This is a genomic window from Ensifer sp. CCNWLY38 (assembly GCF_037120565.1).
GTDB lineage: Bacteria > Pseudomonadota > Alphaproteobacteria > Rhizobiales > Rhizobiaceae > Ensifer > Ensifer adhaerens_H.
Genome location: NZ_JBBBBO010000008.1, coordinates 174,504 through 198,313 on the forward strand (window position 1 = coordinate 174,504; position 23,810 = coordinate 198,313).

The 23,810-nt window shown below is 61.8% G+C and carries 25 protein-coding genes and 1 tRNA gene; 9 read left to right on the plus strand and 17 right to left on the minus strand.

Going from position 1 to position 23,810, the window contains the following annotated elements:
• Positions 1-110: 110 nt before the first annotated feature.
• From plsX to V7S54_RS18605, 4 genes are all read left to right on the plus strand, one after another.
• Complete coding sequence (gene plsX / locus V7S54_RS18590) at positions 111-1,169, plus strand: phosphate acyltransferase PlsX (RefSeq protein ID WP_065374654.1); 1,059 nt, start codon at positions 111-113, stop codon at positions 1,167-1,169.
• Between the two features lie 4 nt (positions 1,170-1,173).
• A complete protein-coding gene (locus V7S54_RS18595) occupies positions 1,174-2,145 on the plus strand; it encodes a beta-ketoacyl-ACP synthase III (RefSeq protein ID WP_065374556.1) in 972 nt (323 codons plus the stop codon).
• A 92-nt stretch (positions 2,146-2,237) separates the two neighbouring features.
• Positions 2,238-2,576, plus strand: coding sequence for an integration host factor subunit alpha (locus V7S54_RS18600; RefSeq protein WP_057252557.1), 339 nt, complete (start codon positions 2,238-2,240; stop codon positions 2,574-2,576).
• Between the two features lie 139 nt (positions 2,577-2,715).
• Positions 2,716-3,252 carry a MerR family transcriptional regulator gene (locus V7S54_RS18605; protein ID WP_057252555.1) on the plus strand — a complete coding sequence of 179 codons (537 nt, stop codon included), beginning with the start codon at positions 2,716-2,718 and terminating at the stop codon, positions 3,250-3,252.
• A gap of 305 nt (positions 3,253-3,557) precedes the next feature.
• Here the strand turns inward: V7S54_RS18605 and V7S54_RS18610 are convergent, their stop codons facing one another.
• A complete protein-coding gene (locus tag V7S54_RS18610; RefSeq protein ID WP_093232207.1) occupies positions 3,558-3,722 on the minus strand; it encodes a hypothetical protein in 165 nt (54 codons plus the stop codon).
• Positions 3,723-4,134: 412 nt separating this feature from the next.
• Here V7S54_RS18610 and V7S54_RS18615 point away from each other — a divergent pair.
• Positions 4,135-4,211, plus strand: a tRNA-Pro gene (locus tag V7S54_RS18615).
• A gap of 63 nt (positions 4,212-4,274) precedes the next feature.
• Here V7S54_RS18615 and V7S54_RS18620 read toward each other — a convergent pair.
• The 5 genes from V7S54_RS18620 to V7S54_RS18640 are packed head-to-tail and all read right to left on the minus strand — an operon-like array spanning position 4,275 to position 10,087.
• Positions 4,275-5,468, minus strand: coding sequence for a glycosyltransferase (locus V7S54_RS18620; RefSeq protein WP_065374557.1), 1,194 nt, complete (start codon positions 5,466-5,468; stop codon positions 4,275-4,277).
• A 2-nt stretch (positions 5,469-5,470) separates the two neighbouring features.
• On the minus strand, positions 5,471-6,715 hold the full coding sequence (locus V7S54_RS18625; RefSeq protein WP_065374558.1) for an O-antigen ligase family protein: 1,245 nt from the start codon (positions 6,713-6,715) through the stop codon (positions 5,471-5,473).
• Positions 6,712-8,274 carry an undecaprenyl-phosphate glucose phosphotransferase gene (locus V7S54_RS18630; RefSeq protein WP_065374559.1) on the minus strand — a complete coding sequence of 521 codons (1,563 nt, stop codon included), beginning with the start codon at positions 8,272-8,274 and terminating at the stop codon, positions 6,712-6,714. Before V7S54_RS18630 ends, V7S54_RS18625 begins: the two co-directional genes overlap by 4 nt.
• Before the next feature lie 59 nt (positions 8,275-8,333).
• Positions 8,334-9,506, minus strand: a complete 1,173-nt coding sequence (locus V7S54_RS18635; RefSeq protein ID WP_065374560.1) for a glycosyltransferase family 4 protein — start codon at positions 9,504-9,506, stop codon at positions 8,334-8,336.
• A gap of 5 nt (positions 9,507-9,511) precedes the next feature.
• Complete coding sequence (locus V7S54_RS18640; protein ID WP_057252881.1) at positions 9,512-10,087, minus strand: polysaccharide biosynthesis/export family protein; 576 nt, start codon at positions 10,085-10,087, stop codon at positions 9,512-9,514.
• A gap of 204 nt (positions 10,088-10,291) precedes the next feature.
• Here V7S54_RS18640 and V7S54_RS18645 point away from each other — a divergent pair, with 204 nt between their 5' ends.
• Positions 10,292-12,484: a GumC family protein gene (locus tag V7S54_RS18645; RefSeq protein ID WP_065374561.1), complete on the plus strand. Its 2,193-nt coding sequence runs from the start codon at positions 10,292-10,294 to the stop codon at positions 12,482-12,484.
• A 51-nt stretch (positions 12,485-12,535) separates the two neighbouring features.
• On the opposite strand, the gene V7S54_RS18650 is transcribed toward V7S54_RS18645, so the two are convergent.
• From V7S54_RS18650 to V7S54_RS18660, 3 genes are all read right to left on the minus strand, one after another.
• Positions 12,536-13,726 (minus strand): GNAT family N-acetyltransferase, encoded by a 1,191-nt coding sequence (locus V7S54_RS18650; RefSeq protein WP_327078028.1) that lies wholly within the window; start codon positions 13,724-13,726, stop codon positions 12,536-12,538.
• 210 nt (positions 13,727-13,936) lie between these two features.
• Positions 13,937-14,677, minus strand: a complete 741-nt coding sequence (locus V7S54_RS18655) for a metallophosphoesterase family protein (protein WP_065374562.1) — start codon at positions 14,675-14,677, stop codon at positions 13,937-13,939.
• Positions 14,678-14,712: 35 nt separating this feature from the next.
• On the minus strand, positions 14,713-14,925 hold the full coding sequence (locus V7S54_RS18660; RefSeq protein ID WP_336408666.1) for a DUF2842 domain-containing protein: 213 nt from the start codon (positions 14,923-14,925) through the stop codon (positions 14,713-14,715).
• A 174-nt stretch (positions 14,926-15,099) separates the two neighbouring features.
• On the opposite strand from V7S54_RS18660, the gene V7S54_RS18665 reads away from it, so the two are divergent.
• A complete protein-coding gene (locus V7S54_RS18665) occupies positions 15,100-16,203 on the plus strand; it encodes a COX15/CtaA family protein (RefSeq protein ID WP_065374563.1) in 1,104 nt (367 codons plus the stop codon).
• 78 nt (positions 16,204-16,281) lie between these two features.
• On the opposite strand, the gene argC is transcribed toward V7S54_RS18665, so the two are convergent.
• The 3 genes from argC to V7S54_RS18680 all read right to left on the minus strand — a co-directional run bounded on the left by argC (position 16,282) and on the right by V7S54_RS18680 (position 19,245).
• A complete protein-coding gene (gene argC, locus V7S54_RS18670; RefSeq protein ID WP_065374564.1) occupies positions 16,282-17,214 on the minus strand; it encodes an N-acetyl-gamma-glutamyl-phosphate reductase in 933 nt (310 codons plus the stop codon).
• Positions 17,215-17,365: 151 nt separating this feature from the next.
• The gene (gene speB / locus V7S54_RS18675) at positions 17,366-18,328 is read right to left on the minus strand and encodes an agmatinase (protein WP_336408667.1); all 963 of its coding nucleotides are present in this window, start codon (positions 18,326-18,328) and stop codon (positions 17,366-17,368) included.
• Between the two features lie 125 nt (positions 18,329-18,453).
• Entirely contained in the window at positions 18,454-19,245 is a 792-nt protein-coding gene (locus V7S54_RS18680; protein ID WP_065374566.1) for a phenylalanine 4-monooxygenase, read from the minus strand.
• A 115-nt stretch (positions 19,246-19,360) separates the two neighbouring features.
• Here V7S54_RS18680 and V7S54_RS18685 point away from each other — a divergent pair, with 115 nt between their 5' ends.
• The gene (locus tag V7S54_RS18685; RefSeq protein WP_065374567.1) at positions 19,361-19,834 is read left to right on the plus strand and encodes an Lrp/AsnC family transcriptional regulator; all 474 of its coding nucleotides are present in this window, start codon (positions 19,361-19,363) and stop codon (positions 19,832-19,834) included.
• Positions 19,835-19,863: 29 nt separating this feature from the next.
• On the opposite strand, the gene V7S54_RS18690 is transcribed toward V7S54_RS18685, so the two are convergent.
• The 4 genes from V7S54_RS18690 to V7S54_RS18705 all read right to left on the minus strand — a co-directional run bounded on the left by V7S54_RS18690 (position 19,864) and on the right by V7S54_RS18705 (position 21,896).
• A complete protein-coding gene (locus tag V7S54_RS18690) occupies positions 19,864-20,202 on the minus strand; it encodes an antibiotic biosynthesis monooxygenase family protein (RefSeq protein WP_065374568.1) in 339 nt (112 codons plus the stop codon).
• Positions 20,203-20,304: 102 nt separating this feature from the next.
• Positions 20,305-20,772 carry a 30S ribosomal protein S9 gene (gene rpsI, locus V7S54_RS18695; protein WP_065374569.1) on the minus strand — a complete coding sequence of 156 codons (468 nt, stop codon included), beginning with the start codon at positions 20,770-20,772 and terminating at the stop codon, positions 20,305-20,307.
• 2 nt (positions 20,773-20,774) lie between these two features.
• Positions 20,775-21,239: a 50S ribosomal protein L13 gene (gene rplM / locus V7S54_RS18700; RefSeq protein ID WP_057252379.1), complete on the minus strand. Its 465-nt coding sequence runs from the start codon at positions 21,237-21,239 to the stop codon at positions 20,775-20,777.
• Positions 21,240-21,464: 225 nt separating this feature from the next.
• Positions 21,465-21,896 carry a PaaI family thioesterase gene (locus tag V7S54_RS18705; protein WP_065374570.1) on the minus strand — a complete coding sequence of 144 codons (432 nt, stop codon included), beginning with the start codon at positions 21,894-21,896 and terminating at the stop codon, positions 21,465-21,467.
• A gap of 169 nt (positions 21,897-22,065) precedes the next feature.
• Here V7S54_RS18705 and V7S54_RS18710 point away from each other — a divergent pair, with 169 nt between their 5' ends.
• Positions 22,066-22,887: an enoyl-CoA hydratase gene (locus tag V7S54_RS18710; protein ID WP_065374571.1), complete on the plus strand. Its 822-nt coding sequence runs from the start codon at positions 22,066-22,068 to the stop codon at positions 22,885-22,887.
• A gap of 12 nt (positions 22,888-22,899) precedes the next feature.
• Here the strand turns inward: V7S54_RS18710 and V7S54_RS18715 are convergent, their stop codons facing one another.
• Positions 22,900-23,736: a DMT family transporter gene (locus V7S54_RS18715; RefSeq protein WP_065374572.1), complete on the minus strand. Its 837-nt coding sequence runs from the start codon at positions 23,734-23,736 to the stop codon at positions 22,900-22,902.
• Positions 23,737-23,810 lie beyond the last annotated feature (74 nt).

The window sequence follows — 23,810 nt, forward strand, 5'->3', positions numbered from 1 at the left end:
TGCCGCGTGCTTGGCTCAAGCGTCAGAAGCAATATGTTTCGTCAATGCGTCCCAGGTGAGTGCGCCACGACGGCACGTGTTGTGTGGCAGAAATGAAGGATAAGACACGCGTGGTCAGAATTTCACTTGACGTGATGGGTGGCGACTATGGTCCAGAAGTCGTCATCCCGGGTGCCGCAAGAGCGCTCGAACGTCATCCGGACATCAAGTTCGTGTTGTTCGGTATCGAAGCGCAATGCGCGGAACTTCTGGAAAAATATCCGAAGCTCAAGGCCAGCAGCACCTTTTACGATTGTGAAATCGCCGTGGCGATGGACGAGAAGCCGAGCCAGGCGCTTCGCCGCGGCCGCGGCAAATCGAGCATGTGGAAGGCGATCGACGCGATCAATGCCGGCGAGGCCGATGTTGTCGTTTCGGCCGGCAATACCGGCGCGCTCATGGCCATGTCGGTCTTCTGTCTGCGCACGATGCAGGGGATCCAGCGTCCGGCGATCGCTGCCATCTGGCCGACGCTGAAGGGCGAGAGCATCGTGCTCGACGTCGGCGCAACGATCGGTGCGGATGCGCAGCAACTCATGGACTTCGCGCTGATGGGCGGCGCCATGGCGCGGGCCCTCTTCGAGATCGAACGACCGATGGTTGGGCTTCTCAACGTCGGTGTCGAGGAAATCAAGGGACAGGAAGAGGTCAAGGAAGCTGGCCGCCTGATCCGTGAAGCCAACATCGATGGCTTTGACTATTACGGTTTCGTCGAAGGCGACGACATCGGCCGTGGCACGGTCGACGTCGTCGTGACCGAAGGCTTTTCCGGCAATATCGCGCTGAAGGCAGCCGAAGGCACCGCGCGCCAGATTGCCGAATATCTGCGCGCTGCAATGTCGCGCACCCTGCTTGCCAAGATCGGTTATATCCTGGCCAAGGGTGCGTTCGATCGCCTGCGCGAGAAGATGGATCCCAGGAAGGTCAACGGCGGTGTATTCCTTGGCCTCAATGGTGTCGTGATCAAGAGCCATGGTAGTGCGGATGCCGAAGGTTTCGCAGCCGCGATCGATGTCGGCTACGACATGGTGAAGAATGGCCTGAAGTCGAAGATCGAGCTCGATCTGGCGAAGTACCATGGCGCAGAACCGTCCCAGGCCCTTTCCGCCGGCATGAATGATGAGGTTTGAATAGATGATCCGTTCCGTCGTTCGCGGCTTCGGCGCAGCATTGCCGAAGCGCGTTGTCACCAATCAGGAGCTGGAATCCAAGGTCGATACGTCCGATGAGTGGATTGTGCAGCGCACCGGCATCCGGCAGCGCTACATCGCCGGCGACGGCGAAACGACCGCGTCGCTCGGCGAAGGCGCCGCCCGCGCCGCACTCGCCAATGCCGGGCTTACGCCAGATGACATCGACCTCGTCATCCTGGCGACCTCGACGCCGGACAACACGTTTCCGGCAACCGCAGTCAATATCCAGGATCGCCTTGGCATGCGCCATGGCGCAGCGTTCGACATGCAGGCCGTTTGTTCCGGCTTCGTCTATGCGGTGACGACGGCCGACGCCTACATCCGCGGCGGGCTTGCCAAGCGCGTGCTGGTGATCGGCTCGGAGACGTTCTCGCGCATCCTCGACTGGACCGACCGGACGACCTGCGTACTCTTCGGCGACGGCGCCGGTGCCATCATCCTGGAAGCCCAGGAAGGCGAGGGTACGAATGCCGACCGTGGCGTGCTGACGGCGAAGCTTCGCTCGGACGGCGCGCATCGCGACAAGCTTTATGTCGATGGCGGCCCTTCGACCACGGGAACGGTGGGCCATCTCAAGATGGAAGGCCGCGAAGTCTTCAAGCACGCGGTCGGCATGATTACCGACGTGATCGAGGCAGCCTTCGAGGCGACCGGAACGACTGCGGAAGATCTGGACTGGCTGGTGCCACACCAGGCCAACCGTCGCATCATCGATGGCTCGGCCAAGAAGCTCGGCATCCCGCTCGATAAGGTTGTGGTGACAGTCGATCTCCATGGCAACACGTCTGCGGCGTCCATTCCGCTGGCCCTGAACACCGCGGCGGCCGATGGCCGGATCAAAAAGGGTGATCTCGTTCTGCTCGAAGCCATGGGTGGAGGCTTCACTTGGGGCTCCGTTCTGATACGCTGGTAAAAAATGCTGAGGCAACGCAGGCGCTTGACCACAATAGGCAAGGGCAATAGTCTTCGGTCGCTGATCGGCGTGCCAGACGTTGGTGGGGGAAGATGAGCGGAAAAACAGTAACACGAGCAGACTTGGCTGAGTCGGTTTTTCGCAAGGTAGGTCTGTCACGCACAGAGTCTGCCGAGTTGGTGGAAACCGTCATTGACGAAATATGCAACGCAATCGTGCGTGGCGAGAGCGTGAAGCTGTCTTCTTTCGCGACCTTCCAGGTCCGCGACAAGAACGAACGCATCGGGCGAAACCCGAAGACCGGCGAGGAAGTGCCGATCTCGCCGCGCCGTGTGATGACCTTCAAGGCGTCCAACGTGCTCAAGCAGCGCGTGCTGAAGGCCCATCTCAGCCGTAGGGCGAAGCAGAAGCCGGCATCTCCCGCGGCGTGAAGTCATGGCTTCAGCCACAAATGTGGTTGAAAACCCATCCATAAGCCGTTGAAATGGACCCGATTCGTGCCATCATCGGTATGATATCGGTTCATTGCGGCCCGCGAGCGTGAGTCGCGTGACATGGATTGGGAACCACATGGAAAAGAGCCCGGACGCTTTCCGCACCATCAGCGAGGTCGCCGACGACCTCGATCTGCCGCAGCATGTTCTGCGCTTCTGGGAAACCCGTTTCCAGCAGATCAAGCCGATGAAGCGCGGCGGCGGTCGTCGCTATTATCGGCCGGAGGATGTCGATCTCCTGAAGGGTATCCGGCATCTGCTCTATGATCACGGCTACACCATCAAGGGCGTGCAGAAGCTGTTGAAAACCAACGGCAACAAGTTCGTTGCCGCCATTGCCAGCGGCGATCTCGCAACCGTCGAAGCGCTTGCGGCGTCGAGCAACGAGGAGCCGGCACCGCCCAAGGCCGGCGTTTCGGAAGAAGATCAGATCGTCGGCCGCGCCAAGGCACCGGCGAGCCGCCGCTTCTTCTCGTTCGGCGGCGGCAGCGACGACGTGCCGGAAATCTCGCTCGGCAAATCGTCGTCCGTCGGCAAGGAAGACCGGGCGCTGCTGCAGGAGGCGCTCTACGATCTCCTGGAATGCAAACGCCTGCTCGATCAGGTGCGCTGAGAGTACCGCGGTCGCCTACCAAGCGCGTGCTCGTCCGACGAGGCGCCCCGCCTTCAAGACCATAGGAAAATTGACCGACGACGCAGGCGTGACGCTTGCGCGGTCGTGGGTCGCATAACAGTCAGCCGACGGTTCCGGCCGAGCAATCGGCGAATACTCGTTCGATCGTCAGTTTGTGAGATTGGCGGCTCGCATTCAAATGCTGCAGGCCTAAGGGAAGGGGCAAACCACGCATGCATTGACGTGAGCGACTGAGGGATGCCCACAGGGCCCGTGTTCTGCCGCTCACACTAAAGTTGCCGCGTTTAGTAGGACATACGGAAACCACCGGGGCTGGATGCGGAAACATCAGGCTGCGGATAGGGGCCGTTCCACTGCGCGTAGGTTGTGTTGGTCGAACCGGACGTCGCGCATCCGGACAGCGTCAGGACGACAAGTGCGGTTACGGCCATCAGAGATTTAAGAGGCATGGTCTACTCCTGAAAGGGAGGCTCCAGGCCTCAAGGGCCAGTACCAAACTGTCCCTCAAATCGGTTGTGATGGCAAGCTCACGTTACGTCAGGGGCAGCGTTTCCAACGATGTGATTTCAGGTTTGGTGAAGGTTCCATTGCGATCGAGGATCGCCGATCGCTACAGCGCCGCGCGTCTTATCAGACGCGCAAAGGTCGCTGTAGCACTTAGAAGTGCTGCATGTTTTTGTCCTTTAACCGGCTACGATTAAAGGAAACGTGCAGTAGGCGATCTTCCGACAAAATGGACTTTTCTTCTGATCGACTCGCCGAGTGCCCGCAGCTTTTCCACGCCGGAGATTTCTTTTTCACGCCGAGTTCGAAATTCCCGCTTGCGCTCTAAGCGCTGGTTATATAGGGGTTTCCTCGGTTCGGAGCGTAGCGCAGCCCGGTAGCGCACTTGACTGGGGGTCAAGGGGTCGTGGGTTCGAATCCCGCCGCTCCGACCATTTTTCTCAATCCTCAATCCCCCATAGAGCGATTGATCTACTTTCATTTCCCTCTTTGCAGCGCTACTCCGCCGGCTGAAGGATCGCCTGTACGCGGCGTTTGGCGGCCGCCTTCTGATAGAGCATTTCCGTTTGATCGAGCATCACGTCGAGGGTGAAGCGGTCTTTCAGGCTTTGCGCGATAGCGGACAGTTTTCCGAACGTTTCCGGTGCGGCGGCTTTGACCATGGTCTTGGCGAGCAGGGACGTGTCGTCACTGTTCGGCAGGATGAAGCCGTTCTGGCCATCTTCGATGACCGTGCGGGCGCCGCCGATATCGGTGGCGATAATGGGCTTGCCTGCGGCCGCGCCTTCCAGCATCACGTAGGACATGGCCTCGTATCGGCTCGGCATGACCAGAAGATCGAATGCCGGTGCGGCCTGCGGTCCGGTGAAGGCCGAGGTCAGGTGCATGCGGTTCTGCAATCCACTCTCGGCCATTGCCTTGCGCAGGCTCCCTTCGAGTTCGCCGGCGCCGACCATCACCAGATGGCTGTTTTTCACGGATGCGGCGACGCTCTGGAAAGCAGCGATCAGCCGCTCCGGCGCCTTTTGCGCCGAGAGGCGGCCAATGAAGCCGAAGACAAAGGCATCCGGCGCGATCCCGAAGCTGGCGCGAATCGTTTGCGCCATCTCGCATGAGGGCGGGGCAACGCCGTTGACGATCACCGACATCCGCTTTTCCGGCATGTTCAGCGACAGGGCGTGACGATACTCATCCTCCGAAACACAGATCAGATGGTCGGTGAGGAAGCTGGCGAGGCCCCATTCGATCGTGCCGTAGATCAGGCGACCGGCGCGGCCGAGTGTCGGGTCGAGGGTCCGGAAGGCGTGCGGGGTATAGACACGCGGAACATGGGGGCCGGGCAGCCGCAGCCGCGTCAGCGCGCCGGCCTTCGAACTGTGGCCGTGGATCATGTCGAAGTTGCCGCGGCGAATGAGGCGGTGCAATTCAAGAAAGCGGCCGATATCAGAAGGTCCCGGCGCGCGCTTCATATCGACGGCGTGGACGGCCGGCAGGCCGATTGCCTTCAATTCGCGCACGAAACCTTCCTCGGCGCGCACTGGCGAATAAACTGCCTCCACATGGTGCCCGCGCTCGTGCATGCCGCGGCAGAGGTCGAGGAAGTGTCGGCCCGAGCCGCCGCCGCTCGGCTCCAGCACTTGGAGCAGGCGCAGGGGAAGGGCCGGGCGCCGGCCCGCAACGATGTGTTCCATGATCAGGAGCTCCAGCCGGCGCGTGCCTGCCGGCGATGGCGGTATTCGAGAGCGGCACATCCCCAGATGATGCCGAGGAGCAGGTAGAGATGGCGCCAGTGGTCGGTATCGATGACATTGCCGACGCCGACATGGCCGAGAACAGCGACCCAGGCGATCATCAGGTAGCTTTGCCAGGGGCGGTTGAGCAGCAGGAAGCGGAAGCCGAGCGAGAGCGTCCAGATGATCAGCGTGACATAGCTGATGAAGCCGAGCCAGCCGTAGGAGGTCAGCGACTTCAGCCAGACATTGTGCTCGTCCTCCGGGAAGATCGTGCTGAAGACCATCGGCCCGATCCCGAGCGGCTTCTCCATCGACATCAGAAAGCCCAGGCGATGGCGGTCGAAACGGCCGAGATGCCCGCCGTCATAATCCTGCACGAGCTGCGACCGGCTGGAAAAGAGGGTTGCGACTTGCTCGGATTGAAGGGCGACGAGAAGAGCGCCGACGACCATAAGCCCGCCGACGAGCGCCAGCACGAGGATCCTGAGGCGGAAGAGGCCGCTGCGTTCCTTGAGTAGCATGACGAAGACGAAGGCGACGACGCAGAAGAGGTTGAGCGCCCAGGCCGCACGCGAAAACGACAGGAAGACACCGAGCGCGAGGATCATCAATGCGGCGATCTTCGGTGGGGCCTTCTGGATCGGCTGCGTCAGGATGCCATGGATCAGATACATGGCCGGCACCGAGAGGAACGGCCCGAATACGTTGGGGTCCTGAAAGGCGCCCTTGGCACGGCCATAGAGCGTGAAATTCTCCGCACCCGGAACGGCGCCGAAATAGCCGAGAATGCCGAGCAGCGCGGTAATGATGGCCGCTGCCACCCAGGCATTGAAGATCAGGCGCAGGCGCTCGTGGCGGTCTTCGATGATCGCGGCGTAGAACACCGACGATAGCGCAAGAAAGCCGGAGACCGCCATGTACATCGGACCCTTGGTCAGGTCGACCATCACCGTCAAGGACAGGATGCCGCCCACCATGAACAGCGTCAGGAGCGTGAGCAGGGGAGCGACGCTGCGGGAAATCTTGAGACCGAAGAGCGCCCACAGGCCAATGAGCGCGACCAGGAACAATTCATAGGGCGCGGGCTCGAAGATGACAAAACCGGAGAGAAACACGGCGAACGCCACGAGCCCGGAGCCAAGCAGCGCGAGCGCCGCAAGCTGGGGACGAGCGATCGGGAACCGGCCTGTCTCGACGGTGCTCAATAGGCGTTCTCGGTGTTGAGAAGCCGGAACGGTGTCAGGAACAGGATCTTGAGATCGAAGAGCAGCGACCAGTTTTCGATGTAGTAGAGATCGAAGGCCGTGCGCAGGCGGATCTTCTCGTCATTGTCGATCTCGCCGCGCCAGCCATTGATCTGCGCCCAGCCGGTAACGCCTGGCTTGACGCGATGGCGAGCGAAATAACCTTCGACGACGTCGGAATAGGTCCGGTTCTGGGTCTGCGCCGCGACGGCGTGCGGACGTGGCCCAACGAGCGACAGTTCGCCTTTCAGCACGTTGAAAATCTGCGGCAGTTCATCGATCGACGACTTGCGGATGAAGCGGCCGACCGGCGTGACGCGAGGGTCGCCCTTGGTCACGGCGTTGCGTGCCGAAGGGTCGCTCATATGCGTATACATCGAGCGGAACTTGTAGACCTCGATCGTCTCGTTGTTGAAGCCGTGCCGCTTCTGCTTGAAGATGATCGGGCCGGAAGAGGTGGCTTTGACCGCGATGGCGGCGCCCAGCATGATCGGCCATAGGAGCACCAGGGCAACCAGGCTGAAGAAGATGTCGAAGCCGCGCTTGGCGACCGAGTCCCAATCGGCGATCGGCTTGTCGAAGATGTCGAGCATGGGCACATCGCCGACATGGGAATAGCTGCGCGGACGGAAACGCAGATTGTTGGCGTGGGCCGCGAGCCGGATGTCGACCGGCAGAATCCAGAGCTTCTTGAGGAGCTCGAGGATGCGCTTTTCCGCCGTAAGCGGCAGCGAGATGATCAGCATGTCGATGCGCGCCAGGCGCGCGAACTCCACGAGCTCGTTGACCGTTCCAAGTTTCGGATAGCCGGCGATGACATTCGGCGAGCGGCGCTCGTCGCGGTCGTCGAAAATGCCGCAGATACGGATGTCGTTGTCGGGCTGATCCTCAAGCGTGCGGATCAGGTCCTTCGCCGGCAGGCCGCCGCCGACGACGACGGCGCGGCGTTCCATCGTGCCGTTGCGGGCCCAGTGGCGAATGGAGTAGGCGATGAAGGCGCGTTCGGCGACGAGAAAGAGCGCGCCACCGACGAACCAGCCGCCGAACCAGACGCGGGAATATTGGTGGCCGGATTTCAGGAAGAAGAGGGCGATGGCAATCCCACCGAAGGCGACCGCCCAGGCTGCGAGAATGCGCGGCATCACGCGCAGCAAGGCACGCAGTGCAGGGATCTGGTAGGTATCGGCGATCTGCATCGCGGCAACCGCCAAGGCAGAGCCTCCGATCAGGATCGCCAGATAGAGCGGCAATTGCTCGAAGCCCGGTTGAACGTAGAGCGCGTTGATCGCGTAGCCGATGGCGAACAGCGCGCTGAACTCGAAGAGCCGCATCAGCCCCATGATCATGGCCGGCGAATAGGTGTCGGCCCGGAACTGTTCGGCGATTTGCCGCGCCAGCGGATTGAGTTCTGCAGACGGCTCGCCGCTCGGCATCTCGCCCGGCGCACGGGCGCGGATTTCCGAAATCTTCTTGCGAAGCGCTTCGGGATCGAATGAATCCGGTCGGTCAAACTTGTTCATGGCTGTCTTCCGGCGCTGAAGTCCCTCAGTCCGGATAGCAGAAAGCCACTAAGAAACGCTTACGTTGTAGGCGACACGCTATCCGTGGACGGCTGGTAACGGCACAATTCCCGATAGAGATCTAGCATATCGGACGACATTACCGAAGCGGCGAAACGCGATTTGAACGTGTTCGGCTCAGGCATGACCTGTACCGCCCAGTCCTTCTCGCTGATCGAGCGCGCCATGATGGCGGCCAGTGACTGAACGTCGGCCGGTTCGGCGAGCGCGGCGCTGTCGGCCCCCAGTATTTCCGGGATGCCGCCGACACGGCTGGCAATGACCGGCTTTCTCGCCGCAAGCGCCTCGAGGACGATGTAGGGCATGGACTCGGCCCGCGAGGGAACGACGACGTTGCGCGCCAGCGTAAACGCCTCGCGGGTCTTCATCGCCGGTTGCATCTTGATGCGGCGGCTCAGACCCTGCTGCAGCATCAGTTCGCTATATTCCTGCTGCTGCGGGCCGTCGCCGATCATCAACGCCGAAAGCGGTCGTCCGACCAGGCGCTCGGTGCGCGCGAACGCCTCCACAAACAAATCGGGACCCTTCAGGTCCCGCATCATGCCAATATAGAGAAAATCGACAGCATCCGGCCGGGGGGCGATCACCTCGAACTCTCCGTCGTCTATCCCGTTGTAGATCAGTTCGTGCCGTACACGCGGCGCACCGACCTTGGAGAAATAGGTCTGGCGCTCGAAGTCGCAGACGAAAACGAGCGCATCCGCGAGCCGCTCCTGAACCCGTTCCAGCGGGAAGACAAGCCGCCCGATCAGGGAGCGGCGGCGATAGTGGAGGCTCCCCCCGTGCGGGGAATAGAGGCGGGCTACGCGATACCTGTTGACCCGCAAGACTGAACCGATGAGGCGGGCAATGGCGCCACCCTTGGCGCCGTGCCCATGCAACACATCCGGTCGCAAACTTCTGATTTCCTTGTAGCCGCGCCACAGCGCGGCAAAATCCGACGGCCCGACCGAGCGGTGAATCGGCATGCGAACGAGGCCGAGCGCCAGATAGGGCCGGATCTCGTCGAACAGTGAATCCTCGTGGCTACCCCCGGTGGTACTGTCGCAGAGAATGCCGACCTCATGGCCGGCGCGGGCGTGCGCCTCGGCAAGATCGCGCACATGGCGGAAAATTCCGCCGACGGGCGATCTGAAACAATGGATGATGCGCAAGGGACGCTGTTGCTGCATCGAGATCAGAACAGACGTTCGCGGACGTAGATCGTATCGCCGGCGAGAACCGCGTCGGTGATCGGAACGCGGCCTGTGATGATGCGGCCGTTGATCTTGCGGGTAATGTCGGCGTTGGATTGGTTGGCGCGCGGCGAAAAACCGCCGGCGACGGCGATCGCATTCTGCACGGTCATCCCGGGTACGTAGGCATATTGTCCGGCCTGGCCGACCTCACCCATGATGAAGACCGAGCGGTAGCGATCGACCTCGATCGTCACGTCGGGGTCGCGCAGATAGCCCTGGCGCAACTTGGCGGCGATCATGCCTTCGAGCTCCGGCAGGGTCTTGCCGCGCGAGGCGACCGTGCCGATCAGCGGAAACGCGACGTAACCGGCCTGGTCGACCGTATAGGTGCCGCTGAGGCCGGCCTGTTCGAAGACGTTGATGCGCAGGCGATCGCCGCTGTCGAGGCGGTAGGGCTGGATCGTGGCTTCGCTGAAGGCCTTCGGGGCCGGCTGGTAGCTTGTGCAACCGCTGAGCAACATCGACAGCACTGCCGCCGTGATCGCCAGACCTGTCTTGATAGCTGCGGTTGACATGCGGTTCATAGGCTCCGGAAACGACCCACCTTTTCAGACGTTATCGATCCGTTAGGGTTAATAGCCGGTAAACTCGCGGTAGAATTTTTGCGCCGTATCGCTGCAACGGGTAAGGGTTTATCACCCGGAGGTTGATCGCATTAACCCTTGCGTTACCATGTTCATTTACCCTCCGGCAAAATTTGAGGGTTCGGAGCCAGTAGCATGTCGGGAAGCGGCAGCGGTCAACAGGATGTGGATATCGACCTCGGCGGCCTGTTTCGCGCTGTCTGGGATCGGCGCGTCAAGGTGTTGCTCGCAACAGCCTGTGTGACAGCACTCGCCTTCGGTGCGGCGAAGATGATTGCGCCGGACTATCAGAGCGAAACCCGCGTGCTGATCGAATCGCGCGAACCGGAGTTCAGCGGCCCAAATCAGTCTTCGCAGGCCGGCGCCGATCGTGTCTTCGACGAATCCGGGATCCTCAGCCAGGTGCAGGTGCTGCGTTCGGCCGACCTCATCAAGCAGGTCGCGCGCAATATGAAGCTCTATGAGCTGAAGGAATTCGATCCATCGGCGGCGCCCTCGGCGCTTTCGGATCTTCTCGTCATGCTCGGCCTCAAGAAGAACCCCTTGGAGATGCCGCCTGAGGAGAGGGTGCTCAAGGAATTCAACGACAAGCTCCAAGTCTATCAGGTCGAGAAGTCCCGCGTGATCGCGATCGCCTTCACCTCGAAGGACCGCCAGCTCGCGGCCGCCATTCCAAACGAAATGGCGAAGGTCTTCCTTACGTTGCAAAGCGGCGCCAAGCTCGACACCAATTCCGAGGCGACCCGCTGGCTGGAACCGGAGATCGCCAATCTGCGTGAGAAGGTGCGGGATGCGGAAGCGAAGGTTGCCGCCTACCGCTCTTCGTCCGATCTGTTGCCGACCGGCGAGACCGAGAATTTCGCGACGCGGCAATTGACCGATATTTCGACCGAGCTTACCCGGGTGCGCGGCGAGCGCGCCAATGCGGAGGCACGCGCTGCCGGCGTGCGCTCAGCCCTTGCAAGCGGCCGGGCGGCGGACACGATCACCGACGTCGTCGGCTCGCAGATGATCCAGCGGCTGAAGGAGACCGAAGCGAATCTGCAGGGGCAGGTTGCCGACCTTTCGACGACATTGCTGGATGGCCACCCACGCCTGAAGGCACTGAAATCGCAACTCGAAGGCATACGCGGACAGATTCGCAGCGAGACGCGCAAGATCCTGGCGAGCCTGGAAAACGAGGCCAAGGTCGGCGAACTGCGCGAGCAGCAGCTCGTCCAGCAGTTGAACGCGCTGAAGGCTCAGTCCGCACAGGCCGGCGAGGAAGAGGTGGGACTGCGTGCGCTGGAGCGCGAAGCGACCGCGCAACGTCAGTTGCTTGAGACCTATCTCGCACGCTACCGCGAGGCGACGTCGCGCACGGTGGAAAATGCGACACCCGCCGATGCACGTGTGATTTCAAGCGCGGTGGTTCCGACGAGCGCGAGCTTCCCGAAAGTGCTGCCGATCACGATCGTTGCCGCCCTGGCGACGTTCCTGTTGAGCTGCGTCGTGATCATGCTTGGCGAACTGTTCAGCGGCCGGGCGCTGCGTCCGGTTTCGGCAACCGGCGGGCGGCTTGCACCGGTTCGCCCGCGGCCGGCCTTGGTCGCAAACGCCACCGATATCCCGATCGTGGCAGCGGACACGAAGCCTGAAGTGGCGCCTGTCACCGAGGATGATGATGATGCAGTCGACCTGCTGCCGGCGGCGCAAGTTCCGGCTGCAGACACGGACACCGTGGAGGCTGCCGCCGAACCGGACTTCTCGATCGAGGCGGTGGCTGAACATCTTCGCGCCACCGGCGTGCGTGTTGCGATTTCGGTGTCGCCGGGCGGAGACGAAGGGTCGACCGCAACCGTGATGCTGGCGCGCCTGCTGGCTGAGGACGATATCAAAGTGGTGCTGATCGACCTGACCGGTTCGGCTTGCCCGACGCGCCTGATGGCGCGCTCGCCGCAGCTTCCCGGCATCACCAACCTGCTGGCCGGTGAGGTGCCCTTCACGGATACGATCCACGCCGACCGCTTCTCCGATGCCCACGTCATTCCTCAGGGCGATGCCGATCCGCGGCAGGCGATGCGGGGCATCGAACGGCTGAAGATGATCATCGACGCCCTGACCAACGCCTACGATCTCGTACTGGTCGAGTGCGGCCCGGCGGACGAAATGGCTGTCGAGAAGATTGCCGGCCGCGATGGAGCAGAGATCATCCTCTCTGCGCCGTCGGTCAGTGATGAGCGGATCGTCGAGGTTCTGACCGGTTTCGGTGCGGCCGGCTATCGCGACATCGTTCTCATGACCGGGCAGGCAGCCGATCCGGACTATCCTGACCGGGATGCCGCCTAACCGATGACGGCGTGCCGACTGCGAGAAGTCAACGCGCTGCTGTTCAGCCCTTCAGTCCGCGGTGCTTTGTGAATCGACTTTGCCTTGTCTGAACCGCCTCGCTCGCTGCAGCCGAGCGTAAACGGCCTTGTTCGACTTCGCCGCTGCCTTTGCGCGCACGACAAGGTGATGGCGCAAGGCGGCAAGGCGCCCCGGAAGGGTCACCGGTAATGTGATGTCACGCAACGGCGTCTCGATGGTGCACCAGGACCGCTTGTAGGGTTGGTCGCCGACGCCGAAATCGAACAGGCGCACGCCTTGCGTCGAGAGGCGCTCGATCATCCGATAGAACAGCAATTCACCCGGACTTGCTTCGCCTGCCAGCGCCTCGTCGATCGAGCCGAATTGGCAGATGACATGGTCGCCTTTGAGCGAAATCCCGGCGACGGCAACGACCTGCCCGTCACTTTCTCCTCTAAGCCGGATGGCGTTGAGCTGCATGAGCTGTGGGTTGCCGTCCTGATAGGAGGCAAGCGCATGGAAGAAGGCTTGTGTCTCGGCGTCGTGAAAGACGTCGGGGAGGCCGAGTGTTGCGAAGCGTGTCGCCTTCTGCCGGAAGAAGGTATCGAGCAACGTCTGCGCCTCGCCGGGGGTGCGGGCGATCACATAGTCGTAGCCGCCCATCTCCGTCAGTCGTCGTTCGGAGATGCGCATCTTCTTGCGGCGGCGCTTGGCGTTGATCTGCGCCAGTGTGAGCTGAATGCTGCCGAGGAGGGGCAGCTGGAATGACGAATTGGGGTTTGCGACGCCTGGAAGTGCGGCAAAGGGGCTGACGCCACCACGCCACTCGCTCGGCATCCGTTCGAGCATGACGACATCGGCGAAGCCGCGGAGCGCCGTTCGAATATCCCGGGCCAAGGCATGGGCCAGTGCCGGAGTGATGACTGCGCAGGCGCCGTCGACAAAGAGCCCCGTGTTGAGGTTGCTGTGTTCCGTTCCGATCAGGCGGGCTGTTCGAAACAGGCGCCCGTGCCTGAGTTCCAGCGGCAGAATGAGGAAAAGCGCGCCATCGAACGCAACGCGCAGCAGCAAGAGATCGCTGTTGTGGGTTTCCGCCCAGGCACGGCACCAGTCATAGGCGTGATGCAGCGAATTGCCAGCGAGGCTGTCGAGTGCACGCCATTCGGCCTCCAGCGGCTCCATGGCGCGATGGATCGTAACATCGAAGCGGCGCGTCGTGGTATCGGACGGACCGACACGCATGGACACGCGCGGGCAACGGTCGCCAGAGCCTTCCATGGTCAGATCGGAGTTCGTCATCGAAGGTGCCATCCGGTCCCTGTTGCCGAGCGATTGAACCTCAAGGCAGCTACGATCCGTTTAATGCAGCAACTCTTATGAACGGCAGTGAAGAATAACCGGAGAACGCAGTTAGCAAAGCGTGAAGCGTTGCGGATATCTCACGGCGCGGCTTCAATCGATAAAGCCTGTGGCCAGTGCCCTTGCCCATTCCAGCCGGTTGCGGCTGGCCGCGAGCCGGGACATCGCCATCCAGTCGTAGGGAACACTGCGGAAGGTGACGCTCCACCCTGACGGCGTCTGCTCGACGACGGCGTAGCGTGCATCCGGCGAGCCCGCCTCGACCTTGTGCGGCACGGGCTGGTCGTCGTCATAACCGGGGCAGCCGACGCTGCCGGGGTTGACCACGAGGCGGCCGTCTGAAAGGCGGATGGCGCGCTGGATATGCGTGTGTCCGCAAAGGATGACCGGATAATTGATGCCGGCGGCTTCAGCCTCGATTGCCGAGCGCGCCGCCATGTGGACGGTGCCGTCGGTCGTCAGAGCCTCTAGCCAGTAGGTCTCATCGTTCGTCGGCGTCGCGTGGCACAGGAAGAACGTTTCCCTGTGGACGTGCGCGACGGGCAGGGTGGCCAGCCATTCGCGGTGCTCCGGCTGCAATTCATCGTAGGCAGAGCGATCCGATAACCCCAGGTCCCGGGGGGCGACTGTCAACAGATAGCGATCGTGATTGCCTCGGATCGAGGGGATCGCGCGCTTCATGAGGATGTCGGCAGTGCGCGCTGCATTGAGCGGGCCGCTCACGTGATCGCCGAGGTTGACGATGTCGGTGATACCGAGCGCATCGATGTCGGCGAGAACGGCCTCGAGCGCGAGATCGTTGCCATGGATATCGGCGATGACCGCAAGTCTCATTTTTGCGTCTCCTCAAATGGCCGCTGCGCTTTGGCTCAGCGATCGCGAGCCGGCTTTTCCATCCATTTGATAATCAGCATGGCTGGCAATATCCAGAGCAGGCCGGTGAAGAAGAAGTAGGCCAGATGCACCCACCCGGGTGCGGCGCCGAGCAGCAGCGAGGCAAAGGTGACGGCAGCCAGTGCGTAAACGACGACGAGGATGATGATCAGGATCGTGCCGATCAGCTTTCTGAGGCGTACGGGCATTTCACTTCTTTCAGATGGCTTGCATGGGCGCGGACCGACCGCGACGGCATGCCGCAAAGGTTTCGGTCTTGTTTTGCATGCCGCTCTGGTGCAAATCAACGGCTTTCCGAAAGGTGCGACCGTTGATCCGTCCGGTCGCGCCGCCGACAACCCTGCGATACCAGAGGGAAAATAATGGCCGGCGTCGAAATGGCGACAGAACAGATGCTTCGAAACGAGATCGGCAAGACCGAGCGCAACCGCCGGCAGATCCGCGGCTGGCTCGCCGTCGTTATTTTCACGCTCTTTGCGCTCGTGCTTGTCGGTGGTGCAACACGCCTCACGGAATCGGGGTTGTCGATCACTGAATGGAAGCCGATCCATGGTGTGATCCCGCCGCTTTCGGCCGCTGAGTGGGAGGAAGAGTTCCAGCTCTATCAGCGCATTCCGCAGTATCAGCAGATGAACAACGGCATGACGGTTGACGAGTTCAAGACGATCTTCTGGTGGGAATGGGCGCATCGCCTGCTGGCCCGCACCATCGGGATCATCTTCGCTCTGCCGCTCGCGTTCTTCTGGCTGACTGGCCGGGTCGAGCGCAAGCTCCGGATGCCGCTTCTCGGCATCCTCGCCCTTGGCGGCTTTCAGGGTTTCATCGGCTGGTGGATGGTTTCCTCCGGCCTCGTCGAGCGCACCGAGGTCAGCCAGTACCGGCTGGCGACGCACCTCGTCATTGCCTGTCTGATCTTCGCCTCTTGTATGTGGATCTTCCGGGGGCTCAGTCCGCATTCGAACGACGCAGCGCCCACGGATCGTTCGCGCAAGATGGCAATGATCATCGCCATCTTCAGCCTGTTCCAGATCTATCTCGGCGCGCTCGTCGCCGGCCTCGACGCCGGCTTCAGCTACAACACCTGGCCGCTGATGGATGGGGCGATCGTTCCGCAGGACCTGTTCCTACAGCAGCCCTGGTGGATCAACCTGTTCGAGAACCCGAAGACGGTGCAGTTTGTTCACCGGATAGGCGCCTATGTGCTGTTTGCCTTCGCGCTGATGCATATGGTTGCCTCTCTGAGGGCAGCGCCCGAAACCACCCATGCGCGGCGCTCGGTACTTCTGTTTCTGCTCGTCAGCGTCCAGGCGGTCATCGGCATCACCACGCTGGTGCTGCAGGTGCCGATCGGCTGGGGTGTACTGCACCAGGGCGGCGCCCTCGTGGTTCTCGGTTTCGCCATAGCCCATTGGCGCGGCTTCGTCGGCGAGTATCCGCGCCCGACAGCGATAGAGTTACGCGACTGACATCCAACAGATGCATAAATGAAAAAGACCCCGGTGAGCGGCTCGCCGGGGTCTTTTCTTTTCAGCCGACGTTGCCGGTCAGGCCGACAGCATCAAGTCCATGTTCTGGACGGCAGCACCCGATGCGCCCTTGCCGAGATTGTCGAGCAGGGCGACGAGGTTGACGTGATTGCCGCCGGCGGTGCCGAAGACGAAGAGCTTCATCGTGTCCTTGCCGGCAAGCTCGGTCGCGTCGATGCGCCCGAGCTTCTCGCTTTCCGCAAGCGGCACGACCTCGACGATCGATTGATCGGCATAATGCGCGACAAGGGCGGCGTGGATCGTTTCCAGCGTGGTGCCGGCGACGAGATCCTCGAGGTAAAGCGGAACCTGAACGATCATGCCCTGCGCGAAGTTACCCACAGAGGGAGCGAAAACTGGCGCTCGGTCGAGCAAGCCGTGCATTTTCATCTCGGGCACGTGCTTGTGCTTGAGCGGCAGGCCGTAGAGGAAGTGCGGCGCGCTGATGTGGTCCGGATTGGTCTCGTCTTCCATCTGCGCGATCATCTGCTTGCCACCGCCGGTGTAGCCGGAGACCGCATTGACGGTGACCGGATAGCCATCCGGCAGGATGCCGGCCTGTCGCAGCGGCCGGATCACGCCGATCGCGCCGGTCGGATAGCAGCCGGGATTGGCGACGTGGCGGGCGTCACGGATCTTTTCCGGCTGCGCCTTGTCCATCTCGGCAAAGCCATAGGCCCAATCGGGCGCGATGCGGTGTGCCGTCGAGGTGTCGATGATGCGCACCTTGTTGTTGCCGGAAACCATCGAAACCGCTTCGCGCGACGCATCGTCCGGCAAGCACAGAATGGCGATGTCGGCGTCGTTCAGGAGATCTTCGCGCATCGCGGCGTTGCGTCGCTCCGCTTCCGGGATGGAAAGCAGTTTGAGATCGCTACGACCGGCCATGCGCGTGCGGATCTGCAGGCCCGTGGTGCCGTGTTCGCCATCGATGAAGATCTTCGGTTTCATGATTTTCCCGTTCTGTCAGCGATTTACGGATAGTTCCGGAATCAGTCTGGCATAGAATTGAATCAATTTCTCAACAGGCCGGCGGACCGCCGCCAGCCCTGTCAGTTCCTATACAAGCAGCCGCCCTTGGTCGCAACGGCGATACGGTTCTTCAGCGCAGCGGCGCGCGCTCCGCAAGCTTCTCCGCATGCAGGCCGAGCATGTACATGGCGACGGTCGCGCCTGCGATTGCGGTGATATCGGCATGATCGTAGGCGGGCGCCACTTCGACGACATCGCTGCCGACGACCGTCAGGGCGCCGAGCTTGCGCAGCACCGAGAGCATCTTGGCGGTCGACGGGCCGCCGGCAACCGGCGTGCCGGTGCCGGGGGCGTAGGCCGGGTCGAGGCAGTCGATGTCGAAGGTGAGATACGCCTGGCGCTCGCCCACCTGCCGGATGATCGTTTCGGCAATCTCGGCAGCACTCATTTCCTCGACGTCATAGGCATAGAGAATGCGAATGCCGCAGTCTTCGGGTGCGTGGGTGCGGATGCCGATCTGGATCGAGGCGTCGGTATCGATCAGCCCTTCGCGTACAGCACGGCCAACGAAGGAGCCATGGTCGATCCGCCCCCTTTCGTCCGGCCAGGTATCCTGGTGTGCGTCGAACTGCACGAGGGCGAGGGGACCGTGGATGGCCGCCTGCGCCTTCAGGATCGGATAGGTAACGAAGTGGTCGCCGCCGAGCGTCTGCAGGTAAGCGCCGCTTCTGATGATTTTCGCCGCTTCGCGCTCGATCGTCGCCGGCGTCTTCGAATGGTTGCCGTAGTCGAGCAGGCAGTCGCCGTAGTCGATCGTCGCCATCGCTGCAAAAAGGTCGCGCTCGAAGGGGTATTGCGGGTCGTTGTCGAAGATGGCGGAGGCGCGACGGATCGCCTGCGGTCCGAAGCGGGCACCGGGGCGATTGGACGTGGCCGCGTCGAAGGGAATGCCCCAGACGACGGCTTCGACATCCTTCAACTGCTTCGAATATTTGCGGCGCATGAAGGAGAGGATGCCGGCATGCGTCGGATCGGATGCCGCCGATGTGAGTGAGCGCGCCGTCAGCGCATGATCGATTGTCCTGTTGGCCATGTCCCGCCTCTGCTCCAGGGCGGAACGTCGGCGCGATGTCCCGTCATTCCGCTCTACTTCTCGTGGCGAGACGTTGGACAATCGTCGCCGGCAAGGCAAGGCCCTGCCGGCCGATTCTTCCGCGATTACGAAGCCTTGGCTTCGTAGGTCGGGGCGAAGTCGCCAAGCGCCTTCGCTTCAGTGATGCGCGCGGCGATGTCTTCTTCGATGATCGTTTCGAGCTGGGCGAAGCTGTCGATCACGTAATAGATAGGCTGCACGATATCGATGCGATAGGGCGTGCGCAGCACGGTCATCAGGTCGAACGGCCGGAACTCGACGCCTCGTGTCTCCATGGCGTTGCGCGTCTCGTTCGGCGAAGAGACGATGCCTGCGCCGTAGCAGCGGCGGCCCTTCGACGTGTTGATCAGGCCGAACTCGACGGTGAACCAGAAGATCCGGAACAGGTGCCAGGAGTAGCCTTTGCCGAGCGAAACGGCCTTCTCGCCGAAGCGACGGACGAAGTGGGCGTAGCTCTGGTTGGTGAGCAGCGGGCAGTGCCCGAAGACTTCGTGAAAGATGTCGGGCTCTTCGATGTAGTCGATATGCTCACGCCGGCGGATGAAGGTCGCCAGCGGAAACTTGCCCTGGGACAGAAGCTCGTAGAAACGGGACGGCGGAATGAGCGCCGGCACGCCTTCGACGCCGAAGCCGGTGGTTTCCGCAAGACGGAGGTTCACGTCCTTCAGCTGCGGCACATGATGTGGCCCCAGGTCGAGCGTCTTTGCGCCTTCCAGATATTCGTCGCAGGCCTTGTCGGCGAGAAGCTTCATCTGCCGCTGATAGAGTTCGCCCCAGATCGCATCTTCTTCCGGGGTGTAAAGATATGTGCCGTCAGGCTCCGGTAGCTTGGCGGTGTATGTGCTTTCCTTGGTCATGACGTCTCCTCATGTCGTCAGAACAACTCTTTCTGTTGCAATTGTATCGCCGATGGAGCGAGTATTTGTTTCAGAGTTGTCAGGTTGCCGCCTGTTGGCGAGAGGAAATTTCGCTATGCCGTCCGATGTGAAGGAAAATTTCCAGCCGTTGCGCAAATTGTTGCGGCTGATTCAAGCCGATAGCGGCCAGTCGCTGTCGGAGTTAGCGGAAAAGGCGGGCATGTCGCAGAGCTCGGCCTGGCGGCGGCTGCAGGAACTGGAGACGGATGGCGTCATCCGCAAGCGTGTGGCGCTTCTCGACCCGGCTAAGCTCGATCTGAAACTCTGCATCATCGCTCACGTGACGCTGGAGGATCACCATGACGAGGCCATCGCAGCCTTCTCGGCGTTGGTGCGCGATCGGCCGGAGATCATGGAATGCTACGCTCTATCCGGCACCTTCGATTACATGCTGAAGATCCGCGCCACCGACGTCGAAAGCTACGACGCCTTCATGACGCGCTACCTGATGCGCAACCCCCATGTGCGCACGGTCGTGTCGAGCTTCGTGTTGCGTGAACTCAAGTCGACGACGGAACTGCCGATCTGAAGCGGTTCGGTTATGACGACTGCCGGGCCCTATGAGCGCTCGAACCCGTATTGCCGCTCGATCTTGCCGACGCGCACCTGGTAGTCCTCGTACCAGCGCTCGCGGCCGAGCCGCTGGGCGGCCAAATGCCGGACGTTGCTTTTCCACGCCGCGATGCTCTCCTCATCCGCCCAATAGGAATTGGTGATGCCGAAGCCATCGGTGCCGCGCACGCTTTCGAGCCCGAGAAAACCTGGCTGTTCGCGCGCCAGCCTCTCCATCTCCGTGCCCATATTGTCGTAGCCGTGATCGCCGGCCGTCCGTCGCGAGGAGAAGGTCACGATGTAGTAGGGCGGCTCTGGGGTCTTGGCGACGGGGGAACTTGCCATGTTGTGCCTCGGAGGATCGATACTGCGGGATATGGTGGGGGCGATGATAACAAAAAAAGGCGGAGCAAAGCCCCGCCTTTCCAAGTCGCAGTTTGGAAGCGATTAACGCTTCGAGAACTGGAACGAACGACGTGCCTTCGCACGGCCGTACTTCTTACGCTCGACCACGCGGCTGTCGCGGGTGAGGAAGCCACCGCGCTTCAGAACGGAGCGCAGGCCCGGTTCGAAGTAGGTGAGGGCCTTGGAAATGCCGTGACGAACGGCACCGGCCTGGCCGGAGAGGCCACCGCCAGCAACGGTCGCGTCGATGTCGAACTGGCCGTCACGGGCAGCTGCGACGATCGGCTGCTGCAGGATCATCTGCAGAACCGGACGGGCGAAATAAGCCGAGTAGGGCTTGCCGTTGATGGTGATCTTGCCGGAGCCCGGCTTGACCCATACGCGGGCGACAGCGTCCTTACGCTTGCCGGTCGCGTAGGAGCGACCCTGGGCGTCGACCTTCTTGACGTGAACCGGAGCAGCCGGTTCCGCGGTCGTGGCGATATCCTTGAGAGCGGAAAGGTCGGCCATTATTAGGCGCTCCTTGTGTTCTTGCTGTTCAGCTTGGCGACGTCAAGGACGGCCGGCTGCTGTGCTTCATGCGGGTGGTTGGCGCCTGCGTAAACGCGCAGGTTCTTCATCTGGCGACGGCCGAGCGGACCGCGCGGAACCATGCGCTCGACGGCCTTCTCGATGACGCGCTCCGGGAAGCGGCCTTCGATGATCTGGCGCGCAGTGCGCTCCTTGATGCCGCCGGGGTAGCCGGTGTGCCAGTAGTACTTCTTGTCGGTGTACTTCTTGCCCGTCAGAACTGCCTTCTCGGCGTTGATGACGATGACGTTGTCGCCGTCGTCAACATGCGGGGTGAAGGTAGCTTTGTGCTTGCCGCGCAGGCGGTTTGCGATGAGGGAAGCGAGGCGACCAACAACGAGGCCTTCGGCGTCGATGATGATCCACTTCTTCTCCACCTCTGCAGGCTTCTGAACGAAGGTTGCCATATCTAAACTCTTTCTTTGGACCCGGGCGGCGAGCCGCCGGGCGTTTCTTGTTGCTTGGTTTTGCCCGGTTTCCCGGACAAAAGAAGAAAGCGGCCCTTGAGGACCGCGATCTGCGGCAGCTTATACGCAAGTGCGAAACAAGCGTCAAGAACGTGAAATCTGCTAGATGGAAATAAATGCTAGTAAAAACAATGAGTTACATATATGGTATTTTGATACCACACTTTAACTTGGTGGAATCGAATAGGTCGCCGTTGCATGCGCGACGAGATCGTCGTCACCGACCTTGACGATCGATGCGTCGAGAACAGCGAGCCGCTTGCCGAGTTTGAGGATGCGGCAGGTGCATTCGAGCGGTTCCGGCTCGGGCTTGCGCAGGAAGTTGATGTTGAGGTTGGTGGTAACCGCAAGTGCTACCGGCCCGATATGGGCGATCAGCGCGACATAGGCGGAAACGTCCGCAAGCGCGAAGAGGGTAGGGCCGGAGACGGTGCCCCCCGGGCGGATATGCCTTTCGTTCGGATCGAGCCGCATGGTGGCAAAGCCGGGGCCTGCCGCCGTCACATGAAAGACCTTGCCATCGGTGTGGACCTGCGGAAAATCCGTGTCGAGAAACCGGTTGAGGTCGTCGACGGTCATGATCGGCTCGATGGTCATGCATTGCATCCTTCAATATATCTGCCCGTCACCTGAAACCGACCGCGGGGCCGGACGCAAGGCGGAAAAAGGTCTTAGACGGAACGCGCCGCCTGGTTCTGCGCTCAGCTTGCACCGCGCGCGCGTCCGGCGTACCACCAAGCCCGAGTTCAAGTTTCGGGAGAAAGAGATGGCCGAAGTGGTATCGTTCAAGAAGGAAGAGCAGAACGGCCTGCTGCTGCGCGAACGCTCCGGGCCGGTGTTGCGGCTGACGCTCAACAACCCGCCGGCCAATGTATTGTCGATCGCCATGATGGAAGCGCTGCACGCCGAGTTCGATGCGGTCGCCGCCTCCAAGGAAATCAGAGTTGTTGTGCTTTCCGCGTCGGGCAAGCTGTTTTCGGCGGGGCACGACCTCAAGGAGATGACGGCACACCGCGAAGACGACGACCGGGGCAGGGCTTTTTTCGAAAGAACGATCCGCCTTTGCGCAGACTTGATGCTGAAGATCACCCGGCTGCCGCAGGCCGTCATCGCGGAGATCGACGGGCTCGCGACCGCGGCTGGCTGCCAGCTTGTCGCAAGCTGCGACCTCGCGATCTGTACCGACAGCTCCACCTTCTGCACGCCGGGCGTCAATATTGGCCTCTTCTGCTCGACGCCGATGGTCGCGCTCACGCGCGCCGCGCACCGCAAGCAGGCAATGGAGATGTTGCTCACCGGTGAGACCATCGACGCCTCGACCGCCAAGGACTTCGGCCTCGTCAATCGCATCGTGCCGCAGCAGTATCTGCGCCAGGTGGTCGACAAATATGCGGCTGTGATCGCCTCGAAGTCGCCGCAGGCGCTGAAGATCGGCAAGGAAGCCTTCTATCGCCAGGCGGAAATGGACCTGCCGCAGGCCTATGACTACGCCGTCGGCGTGATGGTCGAGAATATGCTGGCTCGCGATGCCGAGGATGGCATCGGCGCGTTCCTCGGCAAGCGCATGCCGGAGTGGAAGGAAGACTGATCTGCGGCGTCGTCAGGCCAGCTTCAGCAGCAGCGCGCCAAGCGCGATGACGCAGGCAGCCGCGATGCGCCAGACGCTGACCGGTTCCTTGAGGAACACGACCGAGATCACCACCGCAAACAGGATCGACGTCTCGCGAAGGGCGGCGACGGTGGCCACCGGTGCCTTGGTCATCGCCCAGAGCGCCAGGCCATAGGCGCCAATCGATCCGGCGCCGCCGATGAGGCCCCGCCACCAGTTCTTGTAGACATGGCGGGCGACTGGCTTGATGCCGCGGCGGGCAAAGGCCCAGGCGAAGAGCAGCACCGGCGGCAAGAGCGCCATCCACAGCGTGTAGGAAATCGCATTGCCCGATACGCGTGCGCCGATGCCGTCGACAAAGGTGTAGCTGGCGATGACGCAGGCGTTGAGGAGGGCGAGCACGATCGCGTGTTTGCCGCCCTTTCTGGACTCGAAGGCGAGCGTCAGCACGCCGACAGAGATTGTCAGAATGCCGAGCATCGTGCCGAAGGTGAGCTCTTCGCCGATCAGCGCGCCGCTGGTGGCCGCAACGATCAAGGGCGCGGTACCGCGCATCAGCGGATAGACGAGACCGATATCGCCTGCGCGATAGGAGGCGGCGACAAGCTGGAAGTAGGCGAACTGGAACAGCGCCGAAACCAGGATGTAGGGCCACGCTTCCGGCTTGGGCAGCGGCAGGAAGGGCAGGAACGGGATTGCGACTGCGGCGGCCCCGAGCGCGATCATTGCTGCGTCGAGCGATTTTTCCGAGCCTGCCTTGACCAGGGCATTCCAGGTCGCGTGCAACAACGCCCCGAACAGGACGAGCGCAATGACTTCAAGGGGCAAGATGGAACCTCGGAAAACGATGTGGCAGGCCTTGTGACGCTTGTCGCGCCGCTCGGCCGCAAAAGCAATCGGAA